Origin of the sequence: Cupriavidus sp. YAF13 (genome assembly GCF_052113425.1) — a bacterium.
Lineage (GTDB): Bacteria > Pseudomonadota > Gammaproteobacteria > Burkholderiales > Burkholderiaceae > Cupriavidus.
Window position 1 is genome coordinate 41879 of record NZ_JBFRDD010000037.1, and the last position, 22890, is coordinate 64768.

Sequence of the window (22890 nt, forward strand, 5' to 3'; positions counted from 1 at the left end):
CCGTCAGCCGAAATACGCCGAGCGCACTTCGTCGTTGCTGGCCAGCGCTTCGGCCGTGCCCTGCGCCACCACGCGCCCTTGCGACAGCACGTAGCCGTAATGCGAAATGGCCAGCGTCTGCCGCGCGTTCTGCTCGACCAGCAGCACGGTGATGCCCAGTGCGTTGATCTGCTTGATGACCTTGAAGTTCTCTTTCACATACAGCGGCGACAGCCCGAGCGACGGCTCATCGATCACCAGCAGCTTCGGCTCCGCCATCAAGCCCCGGCCGATCGATACCATCGCCTGCTCACCGCCCGACATCGTCCCCGCCAGCTGCGTCGCCCGCTCCTTCAGGCGCGGAAAGATATCGTAGACCTTGGCCAGGCGATCGCGCACCCGCGCCGCATCCGCCTCCAGGTATGCGCCCAGCGCCAGGTTCTCCGCCACCGTCATGCGCGGAAAGATCTTGCGCCCCTCCGGGATGCAAGCGATGCCGGTAGCGATGATGTTGTGCGTCTTCTCGCCAGCCAGGTCCTTGCCGTCCCACAAGACCTGGCCCTGGCGCGGCGGCGTGAGGCCGAGGATGGCGCGAATCAGCGTGCTCTTGCCCGCGCCATTGGCGCCGAGGATGCAGGTGATCTTGCCAGGGGCCACGTCGATGGAAACGTCATGCAGCACGTTGACCTTGTCATACCCGGTGGTGAGCCCTTTCACGCTGAGCGTGCCGGGGGAATTGAGCGTGCTCATGCGGCTTCCTCTCCAAGGTAGGCGGTCTGCACATTGGCGTCGGCGGTGATTTCCGTGTAGGTGCCCTCGGCGATCTTCTTGCCATAGTTCAGCACCACGCAGCGGTCGGTAATGCGCTCGATCACGTTCATCTCATGCTCGATCAGCACCACCGACAAGTTCGGCAGCTTGCCGCGCACATCCAGGATGTCGCTCATCAGCGCATGCGTTTCGTCATGCGTCATGCCGGCGGAAGGCTCATCGAGCAACAGCAGGCGCGGCTGGCTCATCAGCGCGCGGCACACCTCGATGCGGCGGYGGTCGATCATGGTGAAGGTCTCCACGGGCTCGAACAGCCGCGCCACCAACGGCGGGCTGAAGATATTCAGCAGCCCCTTCACCTTCTCCACATAGGCGTCGTACTCCGCGCGAAACGCCTTGCGCCGGAACAGGTTGAACACCAGCCCGTGCTGCATGTGCTGGTAGTCGCCGATGACGATGTTGTCGAATACCGTGAGCGGCAACGACAAGCGCGAGCGCTGGAAGGTCCGCGCCACGCCGCTGCGGTAGATGTCCTGCGGCGTCTTGCCGATGACGTTCTCGCCGTTGTAGGTGATGGTGCCGCTGCTCGCCTTGTACAGGCCGGTCAGCACATTGAAGAAGGTAGTCTTGCCCGAACCGTTGGGCCCCAGCAGCCCGAGGATCTCGCCCTCGCGGATTGTCATGTCCAGGCTGTCCAGCGCGGTCAGGCCGCCGAACCGCATGGTCAGGCCCTTGACTTCAATCATGGTCTTGTCACTCATCGCGAAGTCTCCCGGCCAAAGAACAAGCGCGTCTTGCGCGGCAGCAGCCCGTCGGGGCGGAACAACAGGATGGCGATCACCAGCGCCGCGTAGAAGAGAAAGCGGTATTCCTGGATGAACTGCAGCTTCTCCGGCAACACCAGCACGATGATGGCCGCCGGAATCAGGCCGACCGCATTGCCCAGCCCGCCCAGGATCACGATCGACAGCATCAGCAGCGAATCTGAGAACGTAAAGTTGTTCGGCGCCACGAAGCCGGTGATCATCCCGTACATGCTGCCCGCGATGCCCGCAAAGAAATTGCCCAGCATGAAAGCCACGACCTTCCAGCGCGCGATATGCAAGCCGAAGGTGGCGGCGGCCGTCTCGTCCGTGCGCACCACATCCATGCTCAATCCCACCCACGAGCGCTCCAGCGCCTTTACCGTTGCAAAGACACCGGCACAGATGCCGAGGCTGATCAAGGCATAGCTGACGTAGAACGACACGTCGACACCCGCCACCGTAAAACCGTMGTTCAGCGCGTAACCAAAGATGGTCATGCCCGGCACCTGCAGGCCCTGCGGCCCGCCCAGCACATCGTTGACCTCGATGAAGGTCTTGAACAGGATGCCGAAGGCGATGGTCACCAAGGCAGCATAGTGCCCCCGCGTGCGCAACACCGGCGTGATCAGCATCGAGCCGACCAGCGCCGCGATCACGCCCGAGATGACGATGATCAGCAAGTGCGGAATGCCGGTGTGCATGGCCATCACCGCAGTGGCATAGCTGCCAATGCCAAAGAACGCCGCGCCCGCGAAGTTGGCCACGCCAGAGAAGCCAAACTGCAGCGTCAGGCCGAGGCAGGCCGTGGTGTACAGCAGCACGGAGCAGATCATCAACAGCGCGAAGTGCGCATCGTAGAACGCGGCGATCAGCGCCAGCGTGCCGCCCACCGCCCACAAGCGGGCCAGGCCCGGACGGCTGGCGCCGGCCTCCTCGAGCGCGCGGTTGGCGCCCAGCTTCCGGCCGGCAATGACCGTCGCGATGGCAACGGCCAGCAAGATGGCCACGCTGAGCTGCGACTCCGCATGCAGGAACAACCACATGTAGACGGTCAGCGCGATGCCGGCCAGCGCCAGCACCACGGCGGGATGACGCCTGGCTGATGTGTGACTCTTCGGGGTATTCGGGGTATTCGGGGTATTCGGGGTATTCGTGATGTTCATGGTGTCAGACCCGCTCACTGGATTTTTCTGCGATCAGGCCGGTCGGCTTCCACGCCATCAGCACGATGACAACGGCGAAGGCGAAGACGTCCTTGTACGCGCTCGGGATATCCGGAATCAGCGCAGGCAATGTGGCGCTGCCAAGCACCTGCAGCGCGGCAAACAGGAAGCCGCCAAGGATGGCGCCGTAGATGTTCCCCAGCCCGCCGAGAATGGCCGCGGCAAAGCCGATCACGCCAAGCAGCAGCCCCACATTGAAGTTGATCTCGTTGTAGTACAGCCCGTTCATCACGCCCGCCAGCGCGGCCATGCCCGAGCCCAGCGCGAATGTCAGCAGCACCACCGCCTCGAAGTTGATGCCCATCAGCCGCGCCGTTTCGCCATCCTGCGCCACCGCGCGGATCGCCATGCCGAAACGGGTACGCGTGATCAGCAGATGCACGCCGACGATGATGGCGATGCCGGTAGCCAGCAGGATCAGGTTATCGGCACGCAGCGACAAGCTGCCCAGCTCGATGGAAGCCGTCGGCAGCAGCGCCGGGAACGGCTTGGGGTTGGCGCCGTCGGGATAGAACAGCCGCACGGATTCGCGCATCACCGTGCCCAGCATCAGCGTGGCCAGCAGTGTATTGAGCGGTGCCGCCTTGCGCAGCGGCAGGATCAGGAATTTGGCAATCGCCGCGCCCAGCAGGCCGGTCACGCAGATCGCGCACAGCACCACCGCCAGCAAGCGGATCCAGGGCGACTGGATGTCGAGCATCAGCACGCCGGTGGACGCCGCCAGGCCAGCAAACGCGCCGACCATCAGCGTATCGCCGTGCGAGAACTTGATCACATCCAGCACGCCGAAAAACAGCGTAAATCCCACGGCGACCATGGCATAGATCATGCCGAGCATCAAACCGTTGAAGACGTATTGGCCAATCACACTCATCGAGTACCCCTCCCCCATCCAGACAAGAAGCCAGACGCCACGCGCACTCGGCCACGGGCCGCCGCGCCTTGCGGTCGCGGGCCCGTGGAATCGCCGGATCGTGGGATCGTGCTTTCCTGGTTTAACGCTTCGGTGATTTACAAGCCGGCGAGCTTCTTCTTGCCCTTGCCGTAGGTGCTGTCCTCCCAGATCACCCACTTGCCATCCTCGACCACATACTTGGTCACCAGCGGCACGATGTTCTGGCGACGATCATCGAACGTCACCTTGCCGATGATGGTGTCGGCATCCTTGGTCGCATTGAGCGTGTCGCGCACCTTCTTGCGATCCGGCCCCACCTTCTCCACCGCATCCATGATCAGGTTGGCCGCGGCAAACGCAAACGGGCCATACGCCTCAGGCGGATCGCTGTACTTCTGCTGCGAATACTTGCCCGCGAAGAACAAGCCGCCGGGCAGCTTCTCCCACGGCGCGCCCTCGATAAAGGCCAGCGAGCCCTCGGCCTGCTCCTTGCCCGTACCCTGGATATACGCATCGGACTTGATGCCCGACGTTCCCTCGAACTGCGCCTTGATGCCCAGCTTCTCCATCTGCGTGCGGATACGCACGCCCAGCGGCGTGAGGCCGCCAAAGTAGACAACGTCCGGCTTCAGCTCGCGGATCTTGGTCAGCTCCGTCGTGAAATCCTGCTGGTCGGCCGTCACGCCGAACGTACCCAGCACCGTGCCGCCATCCTTTTTCAGGAACTCGCTGAAGTACTTGTTGTGGCCTTTGCCGTAATCCGTGGTGTCATGGATGATCGCCCACTTCTTGTAGCCCAGGCCCGTCATGAACTTCGCCGCAACCTCGCTCTGGTTGATCATCGTGCCGTTGACGCGATGGATCTCCTTGAAGTTATTGCCGTAAGTGACATCCGGCAACACGGCGCCCCACACCACGGCCGGCATGCCAAAGCGGTTGTACACGCCAACCGTACCCATCGCCACGGCGGAGCAGAAATGCGTCACCCCCGCCACGATGCTCTTGTCGGCAGCAATCTTGGTCGCCACCTGCACGCCCACGTTGGGGCGGCACTCATCGTCCTGCGTGACCAGCTCATAGGTGTACTTCGACTTCGGGTCAGCGTTGCGCAAGCGAACCGCCAGGTCGGCGGAGTTGCGCCCGCCCAGGCCGATGGACGACACGCCGCCAGTCAGCGGGCCCACGAAGGCAATCTTGACGACATCCTTGGCGGCAGCCGGCGCGGACATCCCGGCCAACCCGGCCGAGGCCAGCAACAAGGCAGCGGCAACTACGGTGTTCTTCTTGCGCACTCTCATCCCCTTCGACACGTGGACAAACGGTTGGTATTCAAGTCACTCGAGCAAAACTACATGCGACTTTCTCTAAATTCAAGTCACTTGAATTCTGCATCGCAACAACCGTGCCAGTGACTTTGGGGGTGTCCAGGGATGGAAAACGCCGCAATGGCGGCCGAAGACGCCCGTGGCAGGCGGCAGTTACGTGCGCACGGCACGGTTCTGGTGCGCTGCCGCACCAGAAGTATGGAAAGTTGGGGAACGCAGGGGTGTCGGTGCCGCGCGGAGTGGCGGCAGAGCCGGCCGTTGCATCACGACCCACCACAAGTAGACCAATCGGAGCACCGAAGCGACATTGCCGCCACAGGTGTCGCCGGACCGCAGCTATTGCCCGGGCACGGCCTTTCGGGGAATGTCGACCTGTCCGAAGGAGCGATACTCCATCACCCCGTCGCGGACAACGATCAACGCACCAATCAGTGCAACGGAATCTGCAGGCATGCAGGCCGCATCCAGCACGAGGCGCGCTGCGATGGACGCACCCGGGCGCAGCGTAAGCAACCGTGTGGGGAGATCTGTGCCAGCGGTAATCGGCAAATCTGCAGAGCTGAGATCCCTGCAAAACCCGGTGTGCAGGTCCTTGCCTGATAGTGCAATCTCTAGTACGTCGGTGCCGGGGTTGGATATGGACACACGGAGATAGCCAGGATCGTCGTCGTCAACGGCCTCCAACGCGTCGACTGAAATTTTGACGGGCGTCTGCAGCGCTTCAGATGGCCAGTGGCTCACAACATCGCCAGCAAGCGTTTGCGTTAATGCATCGATTTGTCGGCGCATACCCGCTTGCCACTCCAGCATCGCAGGTGTCCCACAGCCATTCGTCATGTTCCGCAGCGTCTGAATGTCTTTGCCGAGGATAGATTGCCACGCGGAGTTCTTAATCAGCGCCTCCGCATATCGTCGGGCAGAGAACCGATGGGACGGGGCAACCGCCTGATCAATGCGATCGAGTCGCCAACGCTCATCGGGCCCGCCCGGACATTCGCTTTGGATCCTTTGCAGGATAGTCCAGCTTCGCACGACCGCCATCGCATCGTCGGGCTGGGCATATGCCGCATTGGCATGCGGGATTCCTTGCGTGCCAACCAGCATTGCGGCTACCACCAACAGATTGGCAAGGCGCTTGAATTGCCTCTTCGTCGAAGGCAGGAAATGACCCGTCCAATACATAAATGCACAATCTCCAGTCGCAATTTGATGTGCCGGCCGATTGGCGAGCCAACTGCGGGAGGGCCGGAATACGTGAGATAGCGTGAATGGGCGTTAAATTGCGTGCGCTGCCCGGCCAATGAGATGGGTTGCGATGACGTGCCGACAGGTTCTTCGTCTCCGTGATGACCCAGCTCCGCGTCRTATCCTCACATCAATTGAAAAGACGCGGGCGCAGCCGCCGCTCGCATTCTTAAGCACGGCGAATCACTTGGCTGGCTTGGGAAGGCGGTTGCACGAACTCAGGTACTTCACGTTTGCCGGTTCGCGCACCACCTGGTTGGTGACGCCTAGCGTCGAAATCGTTGAAACCGTCATGCGACAGGATTTCCAGTCATAGCTGGCTTCGTAGTCCACTCCGGCCTGCGGGACCCACGATGCTTCACTGGAACAGCCGCCGCGCACAGATAAAGATCCGCCGACACCTACCAGCGTACCGCCGCCGGCAAAGCCGAAAGTGAACGATTGGTTGGCAGGAATATAGGTCTCCGCAAAACGTTCGCTCCGTTCCGCCTCGTTGCCTRGAATACCGATGCTGACGCCCTGCTTGTGCTTATGCAGCGCATTGTCCCAATCGAGCAAAGCAATGTTGATGCGCCCGATAGTATCCTTCGAATCGAAGCAGGTGGCGGCAGCCGGCGCATTCGGGTAGAGGAAAACGTTCGTGTTGACCCGCGGCCCGGTGTTGACCACGCGCAATCTTGCACGTTCTCCGGACGTCGGCTCCTGATACTTGGCCGCGCAACCGGCCAGCGCAAACGCGCAGGCGCACAAAGTCAGTACAAGCGTTGTGGTTCTCATATTCACGACATGAAGAAATTTATAAGGCATACGATGGTTCCTACGGACTGCGCTACATGCCCGCGAAGTTAGCGCTTGGCCACTGACCGGGGCCGCAGCATGAACGGCACGCGGTTATCCGGGCCAGCGTCAGGCTGGAGCTCATACGCGAGCAGTCCGCATCGTCCATTGCCGCCGATCGACGTTCCTTGCAGCAGCACGACGAGCTCGTAATCGCGCCCCGCTTCGGGTGTCATCGCCGCCGCCGCGCGACACACAAGACTGCCATCAAGCGTGGCCGCAAACATTAGCGAGAGCGGCTGTCCCGCGCTCACGTAGCGCTCGAGCACGGGCATGTTGGTATCCTGATCTGTCGAGGCCGGCATGCCGATGCGCTCGCTTTCCTTCGGGGTCTTGCCGATCCCTGCCCATCCCTTCGTGAAAACGGCAAGCAACTGGCGCTTGGGTTCATTGTCCTGCTCGACGGTCCCCAGGATGACAGCGGGATACGCGTACATATCCATCGCTTTGATGCGTAGGCGTGCCTGCGTGTCAGGGGCGCCCGTCGGCGCGTATTCGGGCATTACGGCACACCCGGTGAGCAAAAGCGGTAGCGCTATCAGCGCACCCAACAATGACCGGCGGGGTAGGAAAGACGTCATGGGAGAGCTTTGAACAATAGGGAATTTGCCGACCCGATTCCCGAACCGAGCTGGTTGGGGCATGACAGCCATGCCGACCATGTCGTCATATCGGTATGAATGATGGGTTTCTTTAAGGATCAATGCAAAGGATCCGCCCAGATGGGTCACGATGGAACGTATTTCTCTCCACCGCGCGCGAGTGCCCGCAGTTCGGTGTAGGTTCAACCGGATGAACCTACAGCCACTAGCGGCGCGAAAAGCAGTGCTTCGACCAGATTGCGCTAAGAAAAATGACCCGCGTTGCACGTGCGCAAATGACGCGACGCACAGCTCCGGTTGAAGGCCACTTGCCAAACGGCAGCCGTGGCCACGGCCGGGGAATAGCTGCCGGGCACCCGTCTTAACTACCCGAGTCGCGATGGCGTGACGCCACTCAGTCTGGCCCGCTTACTCACTTGGCCGACGCCTTCACCACGTCCCCGGTATAGCTCAAGGACGACAGCTCCTCCTTGGCTTTGTCAGGCGTTTCCAGCTCCAGCACCACGCGGCCAACCATCAGGCCCACTGACGGCGAACTGCGCACGTACTTCGTTTCCCCACCGTCCAGGGCGAAGCTAAGCGTCTTCTCTGTTTCCGTCGCCGCCGAGGCGACATATTTGCCAGCAGGCCGGTCCACGAAGAAGAAGCCGCCGGGCTTGGATTCCCCCACAACCTGGCCGTTGAGGCGAAGGTCCGGTTGGATCGCGGCACCGAACATCGAGGCCGAGCGCAAGAAGTAAATGCGCCCCTCGCCCGGCTTGATCGTCGGGATGGACGCCGCCATATCGGAATGCTTCACACCCGATGCGCAACCCGCCATCAGCAGCGACATTGCCATCCCACCCAATACCATACGTACAACTCGTTTCATTCGGTCTCTCCAAAGGTCAGAGGTACTGCGGTTGAAAGCGGGGAATAGTTCTGCTCCCCCGGCAAATAGAAGCCCACCAGCTTTTTGTCTTTGAGGACAAGGTAGGCTTCGTGGACCTGACGGCCCTCGATTGTGAAGATCGTCCCGACCGGCCGGTAGACGACACCTTGCGGCACGCGTCCCACCGGTTTCCATACGGATTTGGCGGCCAATGTTCGCGAGTACCCCGTATCGAGCTGGATCACTACTGGTGTCTGGACCGTGATGGATCGCGCCGTGGTCCCATCCTGTGCAAGTTCGACGGAAGATGGTGTTGTTGCGATCATCGGGGCGCAACCGGAAAGGGCGATGCCGCTGGCGAGTAGCGCCCAGAAATGGCGTAAACGCATCAGGGCTAAGGTATTCGTTAAAGGCACGTGTTTCGATCCAGTTCCTGAAAGTGATCAACCGTCGTGGCGGGCAGCGAGCCTGCTACCTATCATCGGTCCCATAGCGAGCTTATCGAGTTTCGCGAATCAAACGAAATAGCTTTCGCCATCCGTATCGTGATATTACATAAATATTGAACAATACGAATCCTAGAAAAATGAATATTTCACCATTCAATAGATATTTAAAGTAGAACCACTGCCACCCATCGCCACGGCACACCCTAACAATCGCGACAAACAACCATCCAATCGGATACATCAGAAGTAATCCGACAAATCTATTTACCCCCCAAATAATCCCAGGATCGCGATCATCGCGTTTTGGTTGATAGTACAATTCTGCGAAAATTTTTCGAACATATTCAATCATTATGGCTTCCCTCCATTCGCTGCAGGCTTTTCCGGTAAGTGCACGCCCCCGCCTGCTGCAGGCAACAGCATGCCATTCATATCGCGTAGGATACTTGGCAAACTACTCTGAACGGGGTTGACTATCAGACGCCCCCCTGCTGGCTGAAGCAATACACCAAGAGAAGGGTCGTATTGTCGCGTGTAGTTCAGTACGCGGCTCGTAAATAGTCCTGTGGTATCTCCGAGAAATTTAGCTCCGGCTCCAAAGGTCATGCCTACTGCTCCGGCCGCCAAGATTGAATCATTCGAACCAGATTGACTATTGTTATAAGCTGCGGCAGCCGCATTCGCGCCGCCACCAAGCAGCGCGGTGCCAGCATAGCCGGAAAAGACGCCTGCGAACGGCGCCGTCGCGGCGCCAATGACTGACGCATTAACTATGCGCTCATAGTTGAATGCGCCGTCGCCAAACAGAAATTGATTTAGCGCTTCGCCGCTGCCAGCACCAAATCCGGTCGCTAGGCCAACTGTGGGGTTGGCAAGCCCTAAGCGAATCAACGCCGCTGCAGTAATGGGATCTGCCGTCGGCACCACAGCTCCGCCACCCGCTCCGGGCAGCTTGGCCGCAACCCCCGAAAGCTCCCGCGCACTTGGCTGATAGGCTGCCAGACAATCAACCACCCCACCACCACAATCTTTCACGTCTCCCTTCGCGATCTTGTTCAAAAGCGACACCGCCGATTGTGCGGTTTGGCATGCAACTGCGCTTCCGTTCGCGCAAGCGTCCGCCAACGCATTCAATTGCTTGCGTGAAGTCGCGTCCAGCGACAGTAGCTGATCCCGCAGAGTACACTGGGACGCGTCACCTGCGGCGCATTGCGCCTTGGCACGCTCTAGCGCGCCGGCTTGCTTTGGCGACAGGTAGTTGTTTGCGGCCTCGTTCTGGGCAGCACCTGCCGCCGATATGCCATTCTGCCCAAGCGCGTTGGCAAGGGCACCGCCGGCCAACATCGAAGCACCGATCACGACAGCCTGATTCAACGAGTTGGCCCGGTCAGCGTTCGTCTCGATTCCCAGCGCGCCGCCAACCAGCGGCGATATCACCGCTCCAGTGGCCCCGCCAATGGCACCTGACGCACAGTCACCGCTGCCGGCCGCACCCGCGACACAGCCGAGAGCCGCATGGCTGGCGATGCTCTCGAAGGAACCTGGATCAGTGTTCGCGCCGATACTATTGGCGCCCAACGCCGCCGCCTGCGCCACCAGACTGCCCTTTAGCGCATTCCCAAAGCTTCCCCCGTTGAACGCCGTGCTAACCCCGGCATTGATCAAGCCCGTGCCAACGAAGCCCACGGCTTGCTGTGCCAGCGTGCCGGTCGCGCCATTCTGGGCCGCCTGCAACACGCCACCGACGTTGTTCGTGCCCGCCAGGTTTGCCAGGGTATTCGTTCCCTCCAGGGACTTACCCCATTCACTCACCCCGAAGCTGCTGCCGTCAAAGGTGATGCCCTTGGTCAAGCCCGCCGTGATCGCGCCAATCGCACCGGCCTTCGCCAGCTTCCCGAAGTTCAACCCTTGGCCGGAAACAAGTTGGGTGAAAGCGCTACTGGCCATGCTGGAGAGGGCGGCCACGACCATCGCCTGGCCTAGCGACATGGCGGAGAGCGCAACACCCATGGCCGCAGATGCCGCACCTGCCGTCACGATCGAGATGGCCACCGCAGCCACCATGATCACAATCTGGCCAAGCGGCCCGAACCCCTTCTTCTCCTTAATAAACTGCGTATGAATATCGTCGGCGACCGTGCCCTCGGTGTAGTTCAACCCCAGGTTGGCCTTCAGCTGATTCACCAGCGCCACGGTTGCGGCCTCGTCGACCGTGCCGTCGGCGTTGCGAATCAGGAATGCATTGTTGACCGCGTGGATGCTGTCGGCCTCGATGTTCATGCGCATTGCGCTCATGAACCCGCCGGGCTGCACCACGGTGCCGGTGATCACGTTCCAGCCGCCCTGGGCCTTGTAGGCCGAGGTGCCGATGTCGACCACGTTGGGGCCAGCGTCGATGCTGCCGGCTTTCACGTTGAGCGTGTCGGCTGCCGTGATGGCGCCGCTGTTGCGCAGTTGGCCGGCGATGTCCAGGCTCACGTTGTCGCCGGCGATGGTGCCGCCGGTCGGCTTGGTCAGCGCCTGTGCGTAGCCTTGCGGCAGGTACACCTGCGGCACCAGCGCGTTCACCGTGGGGCACGCGGTGCTGGCTACGGTGTTGCAGTTCGGGTCGGGAACGGCTTGCTGCACGTACCAGAGCAGGGGCTTGTCGAGTTCGTTGACCTGCGTCTGCGTCAGCGCCGTGCCTAGCGCGATGTTGTGCGCTTTGGCGTAGTCCGCCGCGTTCTTGTAGAGGCTCAGCTTTTCCTGGTCCGTGACCGAGAGCTGGTTCTGGCTGTCCCAGGCCAGGCCGCTCACGAAGCTGGCTTGGCCTGTCTGTTGCAGCGCGGCTTGCTGGAGCCTTTGTCCTTCGGTGTAGGGGTCGTAGTAGAAGCTGACCTTGCCCGGGCGCAGTTCGGCGGGCAGCTGCGCGAGCAGGCTGTCGGGCGTGACGCCGGCCAGCACGGCGGTGGCCGGGCTGTTGTTCAGGTATTGGGCGCGGTCTGTGGTGCCGTTGGGCGCGGTGACCGGATTGCCGCCGAGGTTGGCGTTGAAGTGCCAGTCGATGGTCTGGCTGCTGCCGGTGGTGGGCGCCGCCGGCGTGGCCACGATGACCGGGTTGAACTGCCAGGGGGTGGTCGGGTTGTTCACCGGCGTGGCGGCCGGTACCGCGCCGCCGGGTGCTGCCACCGGGCCCAGCGGGATGACTTGCTGCGCGCCGGTTGCGGGCGGCGTGGGTTGCGTCGGGCTGGTGTAGCCGTTCACCAGGGCGGCGCCGGTGACGTCGACCTTGCTGCCCATCAGGTTGCCGGTGTTGAGCACCTGGCCGCCGGCCGTCACCGACAGCGCGTTGCTGGCCTGGATGCCGGATTCCAGGCTGCCGAGCGTGGCGCGCCCGCCAGTGTCGTGCCAGTGGTCGCCGCCGCTGCGGTCTTCCTGCCAGCGCCCCACCCAATCGGCGTTGAGCGGGATGCTGTTGTTGTCGATGCTGCCGGCCATGCCGACCGTCACGTTGCGCCCGCCGGTGATGAGCGCGCCTTTGTTGGTCAGGTTCGTGCCGGACAGCTGGACGTCGCGCGCGGCGGAGATGACGCCGGCTGGGCCGGCGGCGGCGTCCTCATCTGCCGCGCACTGGCTGTTGCCATAGGTGCCACCGGGATTGCAGCCGCCGGCGTAAGGCGGGTTCTGGCCGCCGTAGCTCTTGTGCAGCCGCGCTGTATCCATGGTGGTGTTGACCAGCGTCGGCGCGGTAATCGATACATCGCCCGTCAGTGACTGAATGGCACCGGACCGGTTGGTCACGCTGCTGGTGGCGTTCAGGCTCACATCGCCCTGCGCGGCCAGCGTTGCGTTCAGGTTCTGGATGTTGGCCGCGCTGATCGTGAGCGTCTGGCCAGCGGCCACCGTGCTGGGCGTCTGCTGCCAGGCGAGGGAATCCACGCGGGGATTGCTGTCGCCCGGGCAGTCCGGCGCGCCCGCCACGCAGCCGGGCGTTGTGGTGATCTTGCTGTCGTAGACGCCCTTGTTGGTGAACGTGCCTGGCGTCTTGATGGCGACCTTGCCCGCTGCGGCCAGGTCGCCGGCGTTGGTCAGGTCGCCGGTGCCGGTGAGATTGAGGTTGCCGCCGGCGGTGATCTGGCCGGCTTTGCCGAGTTGGTAGCTGGTAGTTACCTGGCTGGGCGCGGCAGCAGCCGCACCAGTGGCAGTCTTGCCTTGCGCGACCGCCGACCATGGCGGCGGCGCGGAGCAGCTGTCGCAGGCATTCATGTTCGGCGGCACGCCGTAGACCAGCGGCCCCCGTCCGTAGACATCGGTATTGCCCGTTGTGAGTGCCGCAAGTTGCGCCATGAAGGCCGAAAGCTCGCCCTGGTTCACCGAATCCCCGGTACTGTTGACCAGCGTTGCAGAACGGCTGTTGTCCAGGCTGCCGACGTTGAGCGTGACGTTCCTGCCCGCCGAAACGATGCCGCCCTTGTTCGAAAGCGAGGCCGTGCTGATGTCGAGGTTCCCGCCACTGATGATCTGGCCGGCGGTCCCGTCGGCCTGCCGCACCACCGTATGGTCGACGGTGGGTATCCCGCCAATATTGAGGGTGCTTCCGGGCGCCAGCAGGAACACTGGCACGCGATCGCGGCCCAGGGTGCCGGGGATCAGGTGCCACAGATCTTGTCCAAATTGCTGGTCCCCGTTCGAGGGAATAATTTCCGCGCCACGAACCAGCAACACGGAGCCGTCGGGATTGCGCGTGATGTCGGCCAGCGTGATGTTGGAGATTGCGCCTGGTACATAGGCAGAGCAGCTGTCGCAGGATCCCCCTGGCAACCAGGGCGAATAGCTGCCGATGATGGTCGAGTTGAGCAGACTGTCGTTGACCACCTTGGTGGTGGAACTGCCCCCATCCACCGGCGCGGTGCGGTCATTGATGACCGCGCCTGCGGCGATATGCAAATTGCCGTTGGCGCCGATCACGCTGCCGATGTTGTTGAGCGTGCCGGAGATATCGACCTTGATGTCGCCGCCGGCCTGGGTGGTGCCGCCGCGGTTGTCGTAGTCGCCGCCGGTGACGGTCAGATTGCCCAGGGCCTCGGCGGTGCCCTGGTTGGCCACGTTGCCGCCCAGCGCCAGATTGCCGTTGGCGTGCAGGGTGCCGGTGTTCGTCAAGGCGCCAGCGGACAGCGAGAGATGGCTGCCGCTGACGATCTGCCCGGCATTGGTGAGCGTGCCGCCGGTGGCCAGGGTCAGGTCGCCGGATTTCTGGATCGTGCCCGTATTGGTGATGCCCTGGCTGGCATTGAGCACCAGGTTGCCGCCCGGCACGTTCCACGTGCCGGTGTTGCTGATGGCCAGCGCGGCGAGCGTCAGGGTGGCGTTGGCGTTCAGCGTGCCGGTGGTGGCCGCCGAGGGGTCGAACACCTGGTTCGGGGTATTCACGGTCAGGTTGTTGCCCGCCAGGATCTGACCCGCGGCGTTGTTGAAGCTCCCGTTGCCACCCGTGATGCTCAGCGTCAGGTCGCCTACCGTGGGCGCCCGTCCGGTGAGGTCGCCGGCGAAGAGGGTGCCGCCCTGGTTGCTGGCGAGCGCGCCGCTGGTGACGGCGAGATGCTTGGCGCCTGCGATCAGGCCCTGGGCATTGTCCAGGGCATTCGCCGCCGTGACGTTGACGGTCTGGCCGCCGATGGTGCCGCGGTTGATCAGGTTGGTGGCAGTCAGGCTGACCTGGTTGCCTGCGAGCGTCCCGGCATTGCTCACGGCGCCGCTGTTGACCGTGAGTTGCTGCGTGGCAATGGTGGCACCGCTGTTGGCAATGGACTGGCCGCCCAGCGCCATATTGGCGGCCGTGGTGTCGCCGGTCAGGGCGAGGTTGCGGGTGGCGGCCGCATCGAGCGTGCCGGTGACGGCATTGCCCCCGGTTGTGCCTGAACCCGCCACCGAGYCGATCTGGATATCCATGCCACGCAACGTGGCGTTGGCACCCACCCAGGTGAGCTGCCCCGCCTTGAGCGTCTGCCCGGCCGTGGCCGCCAGATCACCGCCGGTCAGCACGCTGCCACCCAGGGTGAGGTTCTGTCCCGCATTCACGGTGGCGCTGCCCACACTGGAGAGCGCTCCGCTCACCGTGGCCGAGCCGGCTGCGGCCTGGATGGTGGTGTTGCCGCCGCTGGCCAGGCTGCCGGCCACGTTGGCGTTCTGCCCCGCCGCGATGGCCGCATCGCCATCGCTGGTCAGCGCGCCGTTGATCGCGGCGCTGCCGGCGGAGGCGGTAATGGTGGTCTTGCCTGCGCTTTGGGCCTGGCCGCCCACCGTGACGTTCTGCGCAGCGGTGAGGGAGAGGCTGGCATTGCTGCCGATCTGCCCGCTGGTGGTGATGCTCCCGCTGCGGGCGGTGACGCCGACCGGGCCGGTGGCGAGCACCTGGCCGCCGAGATTGGCATCGGTACCCGCGGTGACGGCAAGCGTGCCGGGCGACACGACGTTGCCGGTGGTGGTGACATTGCCGGTGACACCGGTAAGCGACACATTGCCGCCGGTGCTGCCCGCCATGCCGTTGATGGTGAGATGGCGTTGGGTCGACAGGTCCAAATCGGCTGCCGAGACCGCGCTGCCGTCGATGGTGGTGTCGCGCGCCGCGTTGAGCTGGATCGCGCCCGGCGCGCTGACATCGCCACGCAAACGGATATCGCCACGGCCATCGTTGCCCGCCGCCGAGATGGCGATCTGCGATCCACTGACCGCGCCGCCCACATCCACGCTGCCGCCGGCGGCCAGGGTCACGGCGTTCTGCGCCTGGATGCCACCGGCACCGTTGATCGAGCCACCTGCCGACACCGCCACGGCCTTGCCCGCATTCAGCGTGCCGCCCAGTGTGGCGTCCTGCCCCGCGCTGAGGGTGTATCCGGCCTCGCTGTGGCCATTGCCCGACGCCGTCACGGCGCCGGCGGCATTGAGCGCGACCGCCTGCTTGGCGTAGGTGCTGCCAACCTTCAGGTTACCGGCCGAGTCCAGCGTCAGGTTGCTGGCCGACGCGGCGAGATTGCCATCGGCGCGCACGCCCAGGCCCGCGGCGGTGCTCACGATATGGATCTGGCCGGCAGTCATGGCACCGAACGCGGTGGCGTCGATCGCCAGGCTGCTGGCGGCACTGGTGTTGCTGGCCGCGTTGTTTGCGCCGGTGGCCGTGGTGGCAAAGGCGCCGCCGGATGACGTAGCGGAGGGCGTGACCAACTGGCGCCCTGCCACCAGGTTGATCTGGTTGCCCGCGTAGAGCGCCGCATCGACACCGATCGACTCGGCGATCAGGTTGATGTTGCCGACCGTGCCCTCGATGCCCACGCCGTTGGGGTTCCCCGGCGACGGGTTGGCGATCTGTACGCGCCCGCCCTGCACGAGGAAGCCGGCGGCAGTGGCGGCATCGAAGCTGGTGGATGTCCCGGTGCCCGACAGGAACTGCGGCACGCCCGTGGTGAGCGTTACCTGGGTGGTGTTGGTGAAGCTGGCACCACGGGTATAGACCCCGCCGGGCGCGGCGATCACAACCCCGGCCGGAGCGCCGAACACTTCGATGGTGCCGTTGACCTGGGCGGGCGTCTGGCTGGTGACCTGGTTGATGATCAGGCCAGCCGGGCCAGAGGTGGCCAGGTTGCCGTTGGCGCCAACCTGGCCGCCGAGGAACGTGCCGCCGCCGGTGGTGCTGTTGTTGAGGATCAGGCCGATCGGATCGACCACGAATGCGCGGTACTGGTTGAGCGAGATACCCGCTGCGTTGGGCGTGGTGATGCCCACCACGGGCACGCCGCCCGCCGGCGCACCCGGTCCGCTGGTGGTGCTGATCGCCGGGGTAAAACGCACCGGTGCGTTCGGGTCGGTGACCGGCGCTGCGTGCGCCGCCGCAGGACCAAAGCTGACCGTCACCGGCAGGTGCGCGACCGCCCAGCGCATCAGGCTTTGCCGCGCGGCGCCGGACTGGATCGCAACACTAGCCGGATCCGAGGCGCCCGCCGCCAACGCCCCCGCCGCCTGCCTGGCTTGCAGCAAGGACACCTGCAGCGGCGCAAGCCAGGTCGTGATGGCCACCACGCCAGCCAGCGCACGCACCCACAAGCGGCGACGGCCACGCTCGGCCATGGAGAGGCCGGGCAACGGATCGGGTTGTGCGTTGTCCTGAGGCAGAGCGGCTTGTTTCACGCGGTACATGGTGCTTCCTGGCAGTGCGTCGAGCTGGATGAGCTGGATGTCTTGGGGCTGGTTGCGTAGGAGGGCGGCAGCTTGCCGCCGGCGGGCTTTGCGGGCCGCCTTACTGCGTGATCTTTGCCTTGCCCAGCAACTGCGTGACCAGCGTGGTCGTGGCCCGCTCAAGTTCCTGCGCCTGCAACGCTTGCTGGATGCCGGGCTTGACGGTGTCGTAGGCCGGGACGCGGGTCGCGCGCACTTCGTCAACCTTGACCAGGAAGTGGCGGTTGTTCCAGGCCACGGGAGTGGCGCTCACCGCGCCAGCGGGCAGGGTGGACAGCGCCTGCGCAAGCGGCAAGGGCAGGTTCTGGGTCTGGCCTTCCTGCGCCGGCACCTTGAAGCTGAGCCAGTCCATCGCACCACCGCTGGCCTTGGACGGCGCGAGGCTCACCTGCTGCGCCACCTTGGCGAAGTCCTCGCCACCCTTGATGCGCGCGAGCGCGGCGGAGGCCGCGGCATCGTCGGCGAGCTCGATCAGGCGGCCCTTGTATTCCTTGTCGCCCAGGCTTGCCACGATGGCGTTGTAGCGCGAGCGCACCTGCTCCTCGGTGACCGGTGCGGGCTTGATCTGGTCCTTGAGCCAGGCCTGGGTCAGGATGGCATCCTTGGCCTCGCGCAGGGCCTGCTGCACATCGGGCCGCGCTTCCAGCCCCTTGGCCTTGGCCGCTTCCTGGCGAAACAGCTCGCGCGCGATCAGCTGCTGCTTGATGGCGTTGCGTGTTGCGTCGTTGTCGGGAAGTTGCGCCTGCTGCATGGCACGGGCGATCTGGTCATCGGGGATGGCCACGCCGTTGACCGAAGCGGCAAAGACAGGCTGCAGGCTGAAGGCCAATGCGGTGGTGGCGATAAGGCGAAAGATCTGGGATTGCATGTTGGTTTCCTTTGTCATCGGATATCTGTGTTTTGTGTTCAGGCAGGCCGCTTCAAGCCCACCTCAATAGGTCCAGTTGAGCGTGGCCAACAGAAGCAGCGCCTTTGTGCCCAGATAGCTGGGCTGCGCGAGCGGCACGCCAACCAGCAGTTCACTGGTGAATGTTTGCTTGGCCCACTGGGCCGAGAGACGGATGCCGGCGCCGGTGCCCGCCACCGATTGCCAGTCATGGGTTGCGACCGATTGGGTCTGGCCGCCGTCCAGGAACAGGTACGGCTCCATGCGGATGCCGGCCAGCGCCGGCGCGTTGGCCCACACCATCTCGTTGCGCAGATACGCGCCACGGTCGCCGGCGATGGCGCCTTCGCGGAAACCGCGCACGGTGCTGACGCCGCCCGCGTAGATCTGCTCGGAGCCGAACAGCGCCACGTTGGCCCACTGCGCGACAAGCTGCGCACGCCAGGCCAGCAGGGCGGTGTCGAAGGCCCGCGGCAACGGCAGTTGCAGGCTCGCATTGGCATCGAGCTTGGTGAACTGCGCATGCGCCTCGTCAGAGCGGATGTCGGCGGGGTCGCGGGTGGCATTGATCAGCCGCAACCCGCGCGAGACGCCAGCCTCGGCCGTGGCATATCCCTGCTGGTCGTTGGTGGCAAAACGCCGCAATCCGCTCCAGGCCGCGCGCAGCACGGTGAGCCGCTGGGGATCCAGCTCCAGGTTGTTGATCTCGCGCTCGCTCTTGCGATAGGTGAAGGTCAGGTCGAAGGCCTGCCGCCCGCTCCGGTCGCGGGTGAGGACCCGGTTCCAGCCCAGCGTGTGGCCAAAGGTGCGGCCGTACAGCATCGCGGTATCGCCAATGGCGGTCTGGTACTCGGATATCGAGCCGGTATAGCTGAAGGTGTTGTAGCCAAACGGCGCCGCCGCCGAGAGCACGGCTGCATTGGTATCGCGCGTGCCCACATAGCTGGCGGACACCGCCTCCTGGAAGCCCAGTGCGTTGTCGGCATCCACGCCCAGCCGCGTGCGCGAGATGCCCGTGGTCCGGCTGCCATAGTTGTCGACGCCGACATTGAAGCGGAAACGGTCGCCGGGCTGGTTGGCCAGCGCCACCACCGAGCTGCCCGGCGTCTGCCCCGGCAGTATCTGCAGCTCGGCCCGGTTGCGACGCAGGCGGTTGACCTGGTCAACCCCTTGCTCCAGATCCTGCAGGCGCAAGGTGTCGCCCGGCGCGGGGAATTGCCAGCCGGTGCCAGCGTCTGTCAGCAGCCCGCCGCCCACGGTATCGAGCCATCCGCTATCTCTGCTATCCCCACGATCTGCGCGGCCTTCGCTGCCTTCGCTGCCGAGAGGGCGGATGGTGCGCCCGTTGAGGCGGATCGATTCGACCGTGCCTGGCACAACGGTGACCATCAGCACGCCGGAGGCAAGATTCTGCTCGCCCAGATAGGCACGCGTGGTGATCAAGCCCCGCGCCACAAAGGCTTCGGTGAAGCGCCGCAGCAACAGGTTGATGCGATTGGTCCCCAATGACTTGCCAACAAACGGTGCCGTGATGGCGTCGATCTCGGCATCCGACAGCACGGTATTGCCGATCACCTGGATACGTTGGATCTCGAACGTGGCCGACGTCTCGGGCACGGCTTCGATGGGCGTGTCGGGTGGCAATACCTGCTGGCTCTCGATCCGGGCCGGTGGCTGGGTGGCCTCGCGCTCAAGGTCGCGCTGGCGCTGCTCGCGCAACAGGCGCTGCGCCGGGTCTTCCGGCGTGAGTTGGGGCAATGGCGCTGCCGATGCCGATGGCAACGGCATTGGCGGTACCTGAGCCTGCACGGAACCGGCAGACAGGATCGCCAGGGCCGTCACGGACAGCCGGAGCCGGAATCGGAGTGGGGTAGCGCGCCGCATCATTGCCACACCCAGGAAGCGAAACCAAGGTGGTTCTCGACGGTGACGGGAACGCGCTGGCGCGGCCGCGTCACCGTGGTGGTGCCCGCAACGGCCACGTCACCATCAAAACTGCCCCCATCCGTTGCGGTGTCGCCGCTGATGCGCGTGCGGCCCGCCGCCATCCAGCTGCCGCCGATGTCCGTGGCGTAGAGCCTGGCCCAGGTGTCGCCAAAGAAGGCCTTGAAGCCCCGGTCGCGCGCGATCGCCGAGTAGCCGGTCACACCGGCGGCATAGGTGAGCGGCGCATTGACCGTCAAGTCACCCAGCGCCAGCACGCGCCCGCCCACGTTCGCGGCCAGCTTGCCCGCCTGGATGTCGATATGGCCGCCGGCGGACAACAGGCCTCCCGTCACGGTGGTGGTCGATGACGCCGAGGTGCGGCAGACAATCATGCAGCTGCGGGAATAATGCGCGGCGCCGCTGGTGATGCCTTCGGTGCGGAACGTGTCAGCCGCGCGCACCTTGATGTCGCCGTTGTTGGCATAGATTTCCCCGCCGGTGTTGATGACGTTGCGCCCGGTGAGCGTGGTGCCCTTCTCCGAGAGCAGGTAGGCAATCTGCGCCGGCCGGTCTACCTGCCCATAGTCCACGTCAAAGCGCGCGCTGGTCTTGGTCAGCACCAGCCAGCGGTGACCGCTGCCGGTCTGGTAGCTTGGCTGCTCGCCGTTGGCGCCGGCTTGCTTGGTGATCTCGTTGCGCAGGTCGCCGCCGGCCGTCACGGCAAGGTAGCCGTTCGACAGCATGCGGCCGTAGCGGTTGATGACATCGCCCCCGGCCCGGACCGTGACATCGTCGCCCGCACCGAAGAAGATCCCAAGATAGTCGGGGGTGGAGGTATTGAGCACGGTGCCGCCCGTCAGCACGGTCACCGCGCCGGCGGACTGCGCCTGCCCCCCGATGCGCGACTGGCCCTGGATCAGCGCGCCCTGGCTGGTCAGCTCGCGGTCGGACTGCAGCAGCACGCCACCCTGGGTGGCCACCAGCGTCGATTGCGCGGCGGCCGAGTCAAGCAATACCGAGCCCGCATGCAGCCGCACATCGGTCGCGGCCAGCACGCTGCTGTCACGCTGGACATAGCTGCCGGTGGCATCCATTGTCACGGCGGCGCCGGAGGCGCGTATGGCGGTGTCCTGCAACGCAAGATCGCGCACCTGGATACCGGTCCCGGCCACGCCGTCGACGTCGGTGCCGGACAGCGCCGCCGTGTCTGCCTGGATGCTCAGCGAGCCATTGCGCGAAGTCAGTGCCGTGCGCTTGTCAGCCTGCGTGGTCTGGAGCCGCGATGTCGCAATGACGAGGTTGCCCGCGGCCGAGGCCTGCGTGCCGGCAAGCGCAATGCCCGCGCCCGCGTCCAGAAGCCCGATGCCGCCGCTGGCGCTCAGCACCGAGCCGGTCAGCTTGATGGCTTGGCTGTGTGCCTGGCCTGCCGCGCCAATCACCAGATCCCCCGTTGTGCGCGTGCCGGCCGCCAGCGTGGTGGCGTTCAGGTCAATGCGGTCGGAGGTGACTTGCAGATGCCGGCCGGCATCCAGGTTGCCTGTGCCCGTGAACCCGCCGGTGGCGATCAAGACGTCTTGCAATGCCTGGATTTTCCCGGAGGCGAGTTGCAGATCGCCGGTACCGGAGACGACAAAATCTCCGGAGGTGGCGTAGGCGCTGCCGGCGTGCCGTACGCCCGCGCCCTGATCGGTAACGAGCAGCTCAATACGGCCCGAAACGAGGCTACCCGCGCCGGTGATGTCCACTGCAATGCCCTTGCCGCGGATGTCCTCGGGCGCCGTGTACTTGATCCAGTCGGTCCGGTTATCGGTGGCCGAAGGGCCCGTATTGACCTCCGCCGCGCTGGTTCCCGCAACCAACCGCAGATTGGCGGTGGGGCTGCTGTAACGGTTCTCGATCCTGCCGCCAATGCGAATCTGCTTGGCAATCAACTCAAGCTGGAGCAGTTCACCGGACAGCCCTTCCGGGCCGATCTCAAGCAAGCCCCGACTGGTCTTGATGATGATGTTGCTTTGTGCGGTCGCATTGTTGAGGGTCGTCAGGTCGACCTGGCCGGTAGTCAGCGCCAGCTTGCCAATGTTCTGCACCGTCATGCCATTCACGGTGATCCCGTTGGGATTGGCCACAATGACGTTGGCGCGGTCTCCCAGCACATTCAACGTGCCCTTCGAGCAATGACGGATTGGTGCTCGTGACCTGATTCAGGATGGTGCGGGCGAGCACCGCGCGGTTATCGAGATCGACGCCGGCGCGCGGGACGTTGAAGTCCCGGTAGGTGTTGGTGGACACACCGCCAACCGCATTGGTGATACCAACGGTGATGCGGCCATTGGCCCCCACCGTGACCGTGGGCGCAGTGGCGCCGCCATCGGGCACCACGCCGGCAGCAAGGCAAGTGCCCGTGAGCAGGAGCGCCCCCCAGGCCAGAGCGGAAAGGCGCAAGCCGTGCGCCGCCATTGCGGCGACTGTCGTCCTTTGGTGCTCCATCCCAGTCTCGCCACGCCGCACAGGGCTTCTCCCATTCTCAAAGTGCGCGCGGACGAAATCGGATAAGACGATGTGTAAGACGCTTCCCATGCTCAACAAGGAAACGCCGCTGCGATGCTGCCGATCCTGCCGCGCTGAATTTGGACGCGACATTAGCAGAGGGCCATCGTCAAAAATTGGGGAAATTTCCCAATCTTCTGGTGTTTATTCGTTTCTGATGGCTCGGCGAACGCATCAGTCCAAGGATCTAACAAAAATTCAACAATTGTGTCCGCAACAACGGCCATGCTTTAATCAGGTATTAGCAAAACTGAATTCATTGTCTCAACCGAGCTTTCCGCAGGGGCGGTGATCGCTCCCGAAGGGGCAAGAGGAAGAAA

General features: G+C 64.0%; 14 protein-coding genes and 1 pseudogene. All 15 read right to left on the reverse strand.

Annotation, left to right across the window (positions count from 1 at the left end; all coding sequences use genetic code 11):
• Nucleotides 1–3: 3 nt before the first annotated feature.
• A complete protein-coding gene (locus tag AB4061_RS26815; RefSeq protein ID WP_441639207.1) occupies nucleotides 4–729 on the reverse strand; it encodes an ABC transporter ATP-binding protein in 726 nt (241 codons plus the stop codon).
• On the reverse strand, nucleotides 726–1511 hold the full coding sequence (locus AB4061_RS26820) for an ABC transporter ATP-binding protein (protein ID WP_441639209.1): 786 nt from the start codon (nucleotides 1509–1511) through the stop codon (nucleotides 726–728). Before AB4061_RS26820 ends, AB4061_RS26815 begins: the two co-directional genes overlap by 4 nt.
• Nucleotides 1508–2638: a branched-chain amino acid ABC transporter permease gene (locus AB4061_RS26825; RefSeq protein WP_441639265.1), complete on the reverse strand. Its 1131-nt coding sequence runs from the start codon at nucleotides 2636–2638 to the stop codon at nucleotides 1508–1510. Before AB4061_RS26825 ends, AB4061_RS26820 begins: the two co-directional genes overlap by 4 nt.
• Before the next feature lie 85 nt (nucleotides 2639–2723).
• A complete protein-coding gene (locus AB4061_RS26830; protein WP_441639211.1) occupies nucleotides 2724–3653 on the reverse strand; it encodes a branched-chain amino acid ABC transporter permease in 930 nt (309 codons plus the stop codon).
• Nucleotides 3654–3790: 137 nt separating this feature from the next.
• The gene (locus tag AB4061_RS26835) at nucleotides 3791–4966 is read right to left on the reverse strand and encodes a branched-chain amino acid ABC transporter substrate-binding protein (RefSeq protein ID WP_441639213.1); all 1176 of its coding nucleotides are present in this window, start codon (nucleotides 4964–4966) and stop codon (nucleotides 3791–3793) included.
• Between the two features lie 369 nt (nucleotides 4967–5335).
• Nucleotides 5336–6181 (reverse strand): hypothetical protein, encoded by an 846-nt coding sequence (locus AB4061_RS26840; RefSeq protein WP_441639215.1) that lies wholly within the window; start codon nucleotides 6179–6181, stop codon nucleotides 5336–5338.
• Nucleotides 6182–6427: 246 nt separating this feature from the next.
• Entirely contained in the window at nucleotides 6428–7051 is a 624-nt protein-coding gene (locus AB4061_RS26845; protein ID WP_441639217.1) for a hypothetical protein, read from the reverse strand.
• Nucleotides 7052–7089: 38 nt separating this feature from the next.
• Complete coding sequence (locus tag AB4061_RS26850; RefSeq protein ID WP_441639219.1) at nucleotides 7090–7584, reverse strand: hypothetical protein; 495 nt, start codon at nucleotides 7582–7584, stop codon at nucleotides 7090–7092.
• A gap of 511 nt (nucleotides 7585–8095) precedes the next feature.
• Nucleotides 8096–8554 carry a DUF2846 domain-containing protein gene (locus AB4061_RS26855; protein WP_441639221.1) on the reverse strand — a complete coding sequence of 153 codons (459 nt, stop codon included), beginning with the start codon at nucleotides 8552–8554 and terminating at the stop codon, nucleotides 8096–8098.
• The gene (locus AB4061_RS26860; protein ID WP_441639267.1) at nucleotides 8551–8943 is read right to left on the reverse strand and encodes a hypothetical protein; all 393 of its coding nucleotides are present in this window, start codon (nucleotides 8941–8943) and stop codon (nucleotides 8551–8553) included. Before AB4061_RS26860 ends, AB4061_RS26855 begins: the two co-directional genes overlap by 4 nt.
• Nucleotides 8944–9354: 411 nt before the next feature.
• Complete coding sequence (locus AB4061_RS26865) at nucleotides 9355–17172, reverse strand: two-partner secretion domain-containing protein (RefSeq protein WP_441639223.1); 7818 nt, start codon at nucleotides 17170–17172, stop codon at nucleotides 9355–9357.
• 100 nt (nucleotides 17173–17272) lie between these two features.
• On the reverse strand, nucleotides 17273–18079 hold the full coding sequence (locus tag AB4061_RS26870; RefSeq protein ID WP_441639225.1) for a peptidylprolyl isomerase: 807 nt from the start codon (nucleotides 18077–18079) through the stop codon (nucleotides 17273–17275).
• Nucleotides 18080–18142: 63 nt separating this feature from the next.
• Complete coding sequence (locus AB4061_RS26875; RefSeq protein WP_441639227.1) at nucleotides 18143–19984, reverse strand: ShlB/FhaC/HecB family hemolysin secretion/activation protein; 1842 nt, start codon at nucleotides 19982–19984, stop codon at nucleotides 18143–18145.
• Nucleotides 19981–22176, reverse strand: coding sequence for a two-partner secretion domain-containing protein (locus AB4061_RS26880; protein WP_441639269.1), 2196 nt, complete (start codon nucleotides 22174–22176; stop codon nucleotides 19981–19983). The genes AB4061_RS26875 and AB4061_RS26880 overlap by 4 nt, the downstream gene beginning before the upstream one ends.
• Nucleotides 22177–22225: 49 nt before the next feature.
• Nucleotides 22226–22663: pseudogene (locus AB4061_RS26885) on the reverse strand (hypothetical protein); the annotation flags it as partial.
• Nucleotides 22664–22890 lie beyond the last annotated feature (227 nt).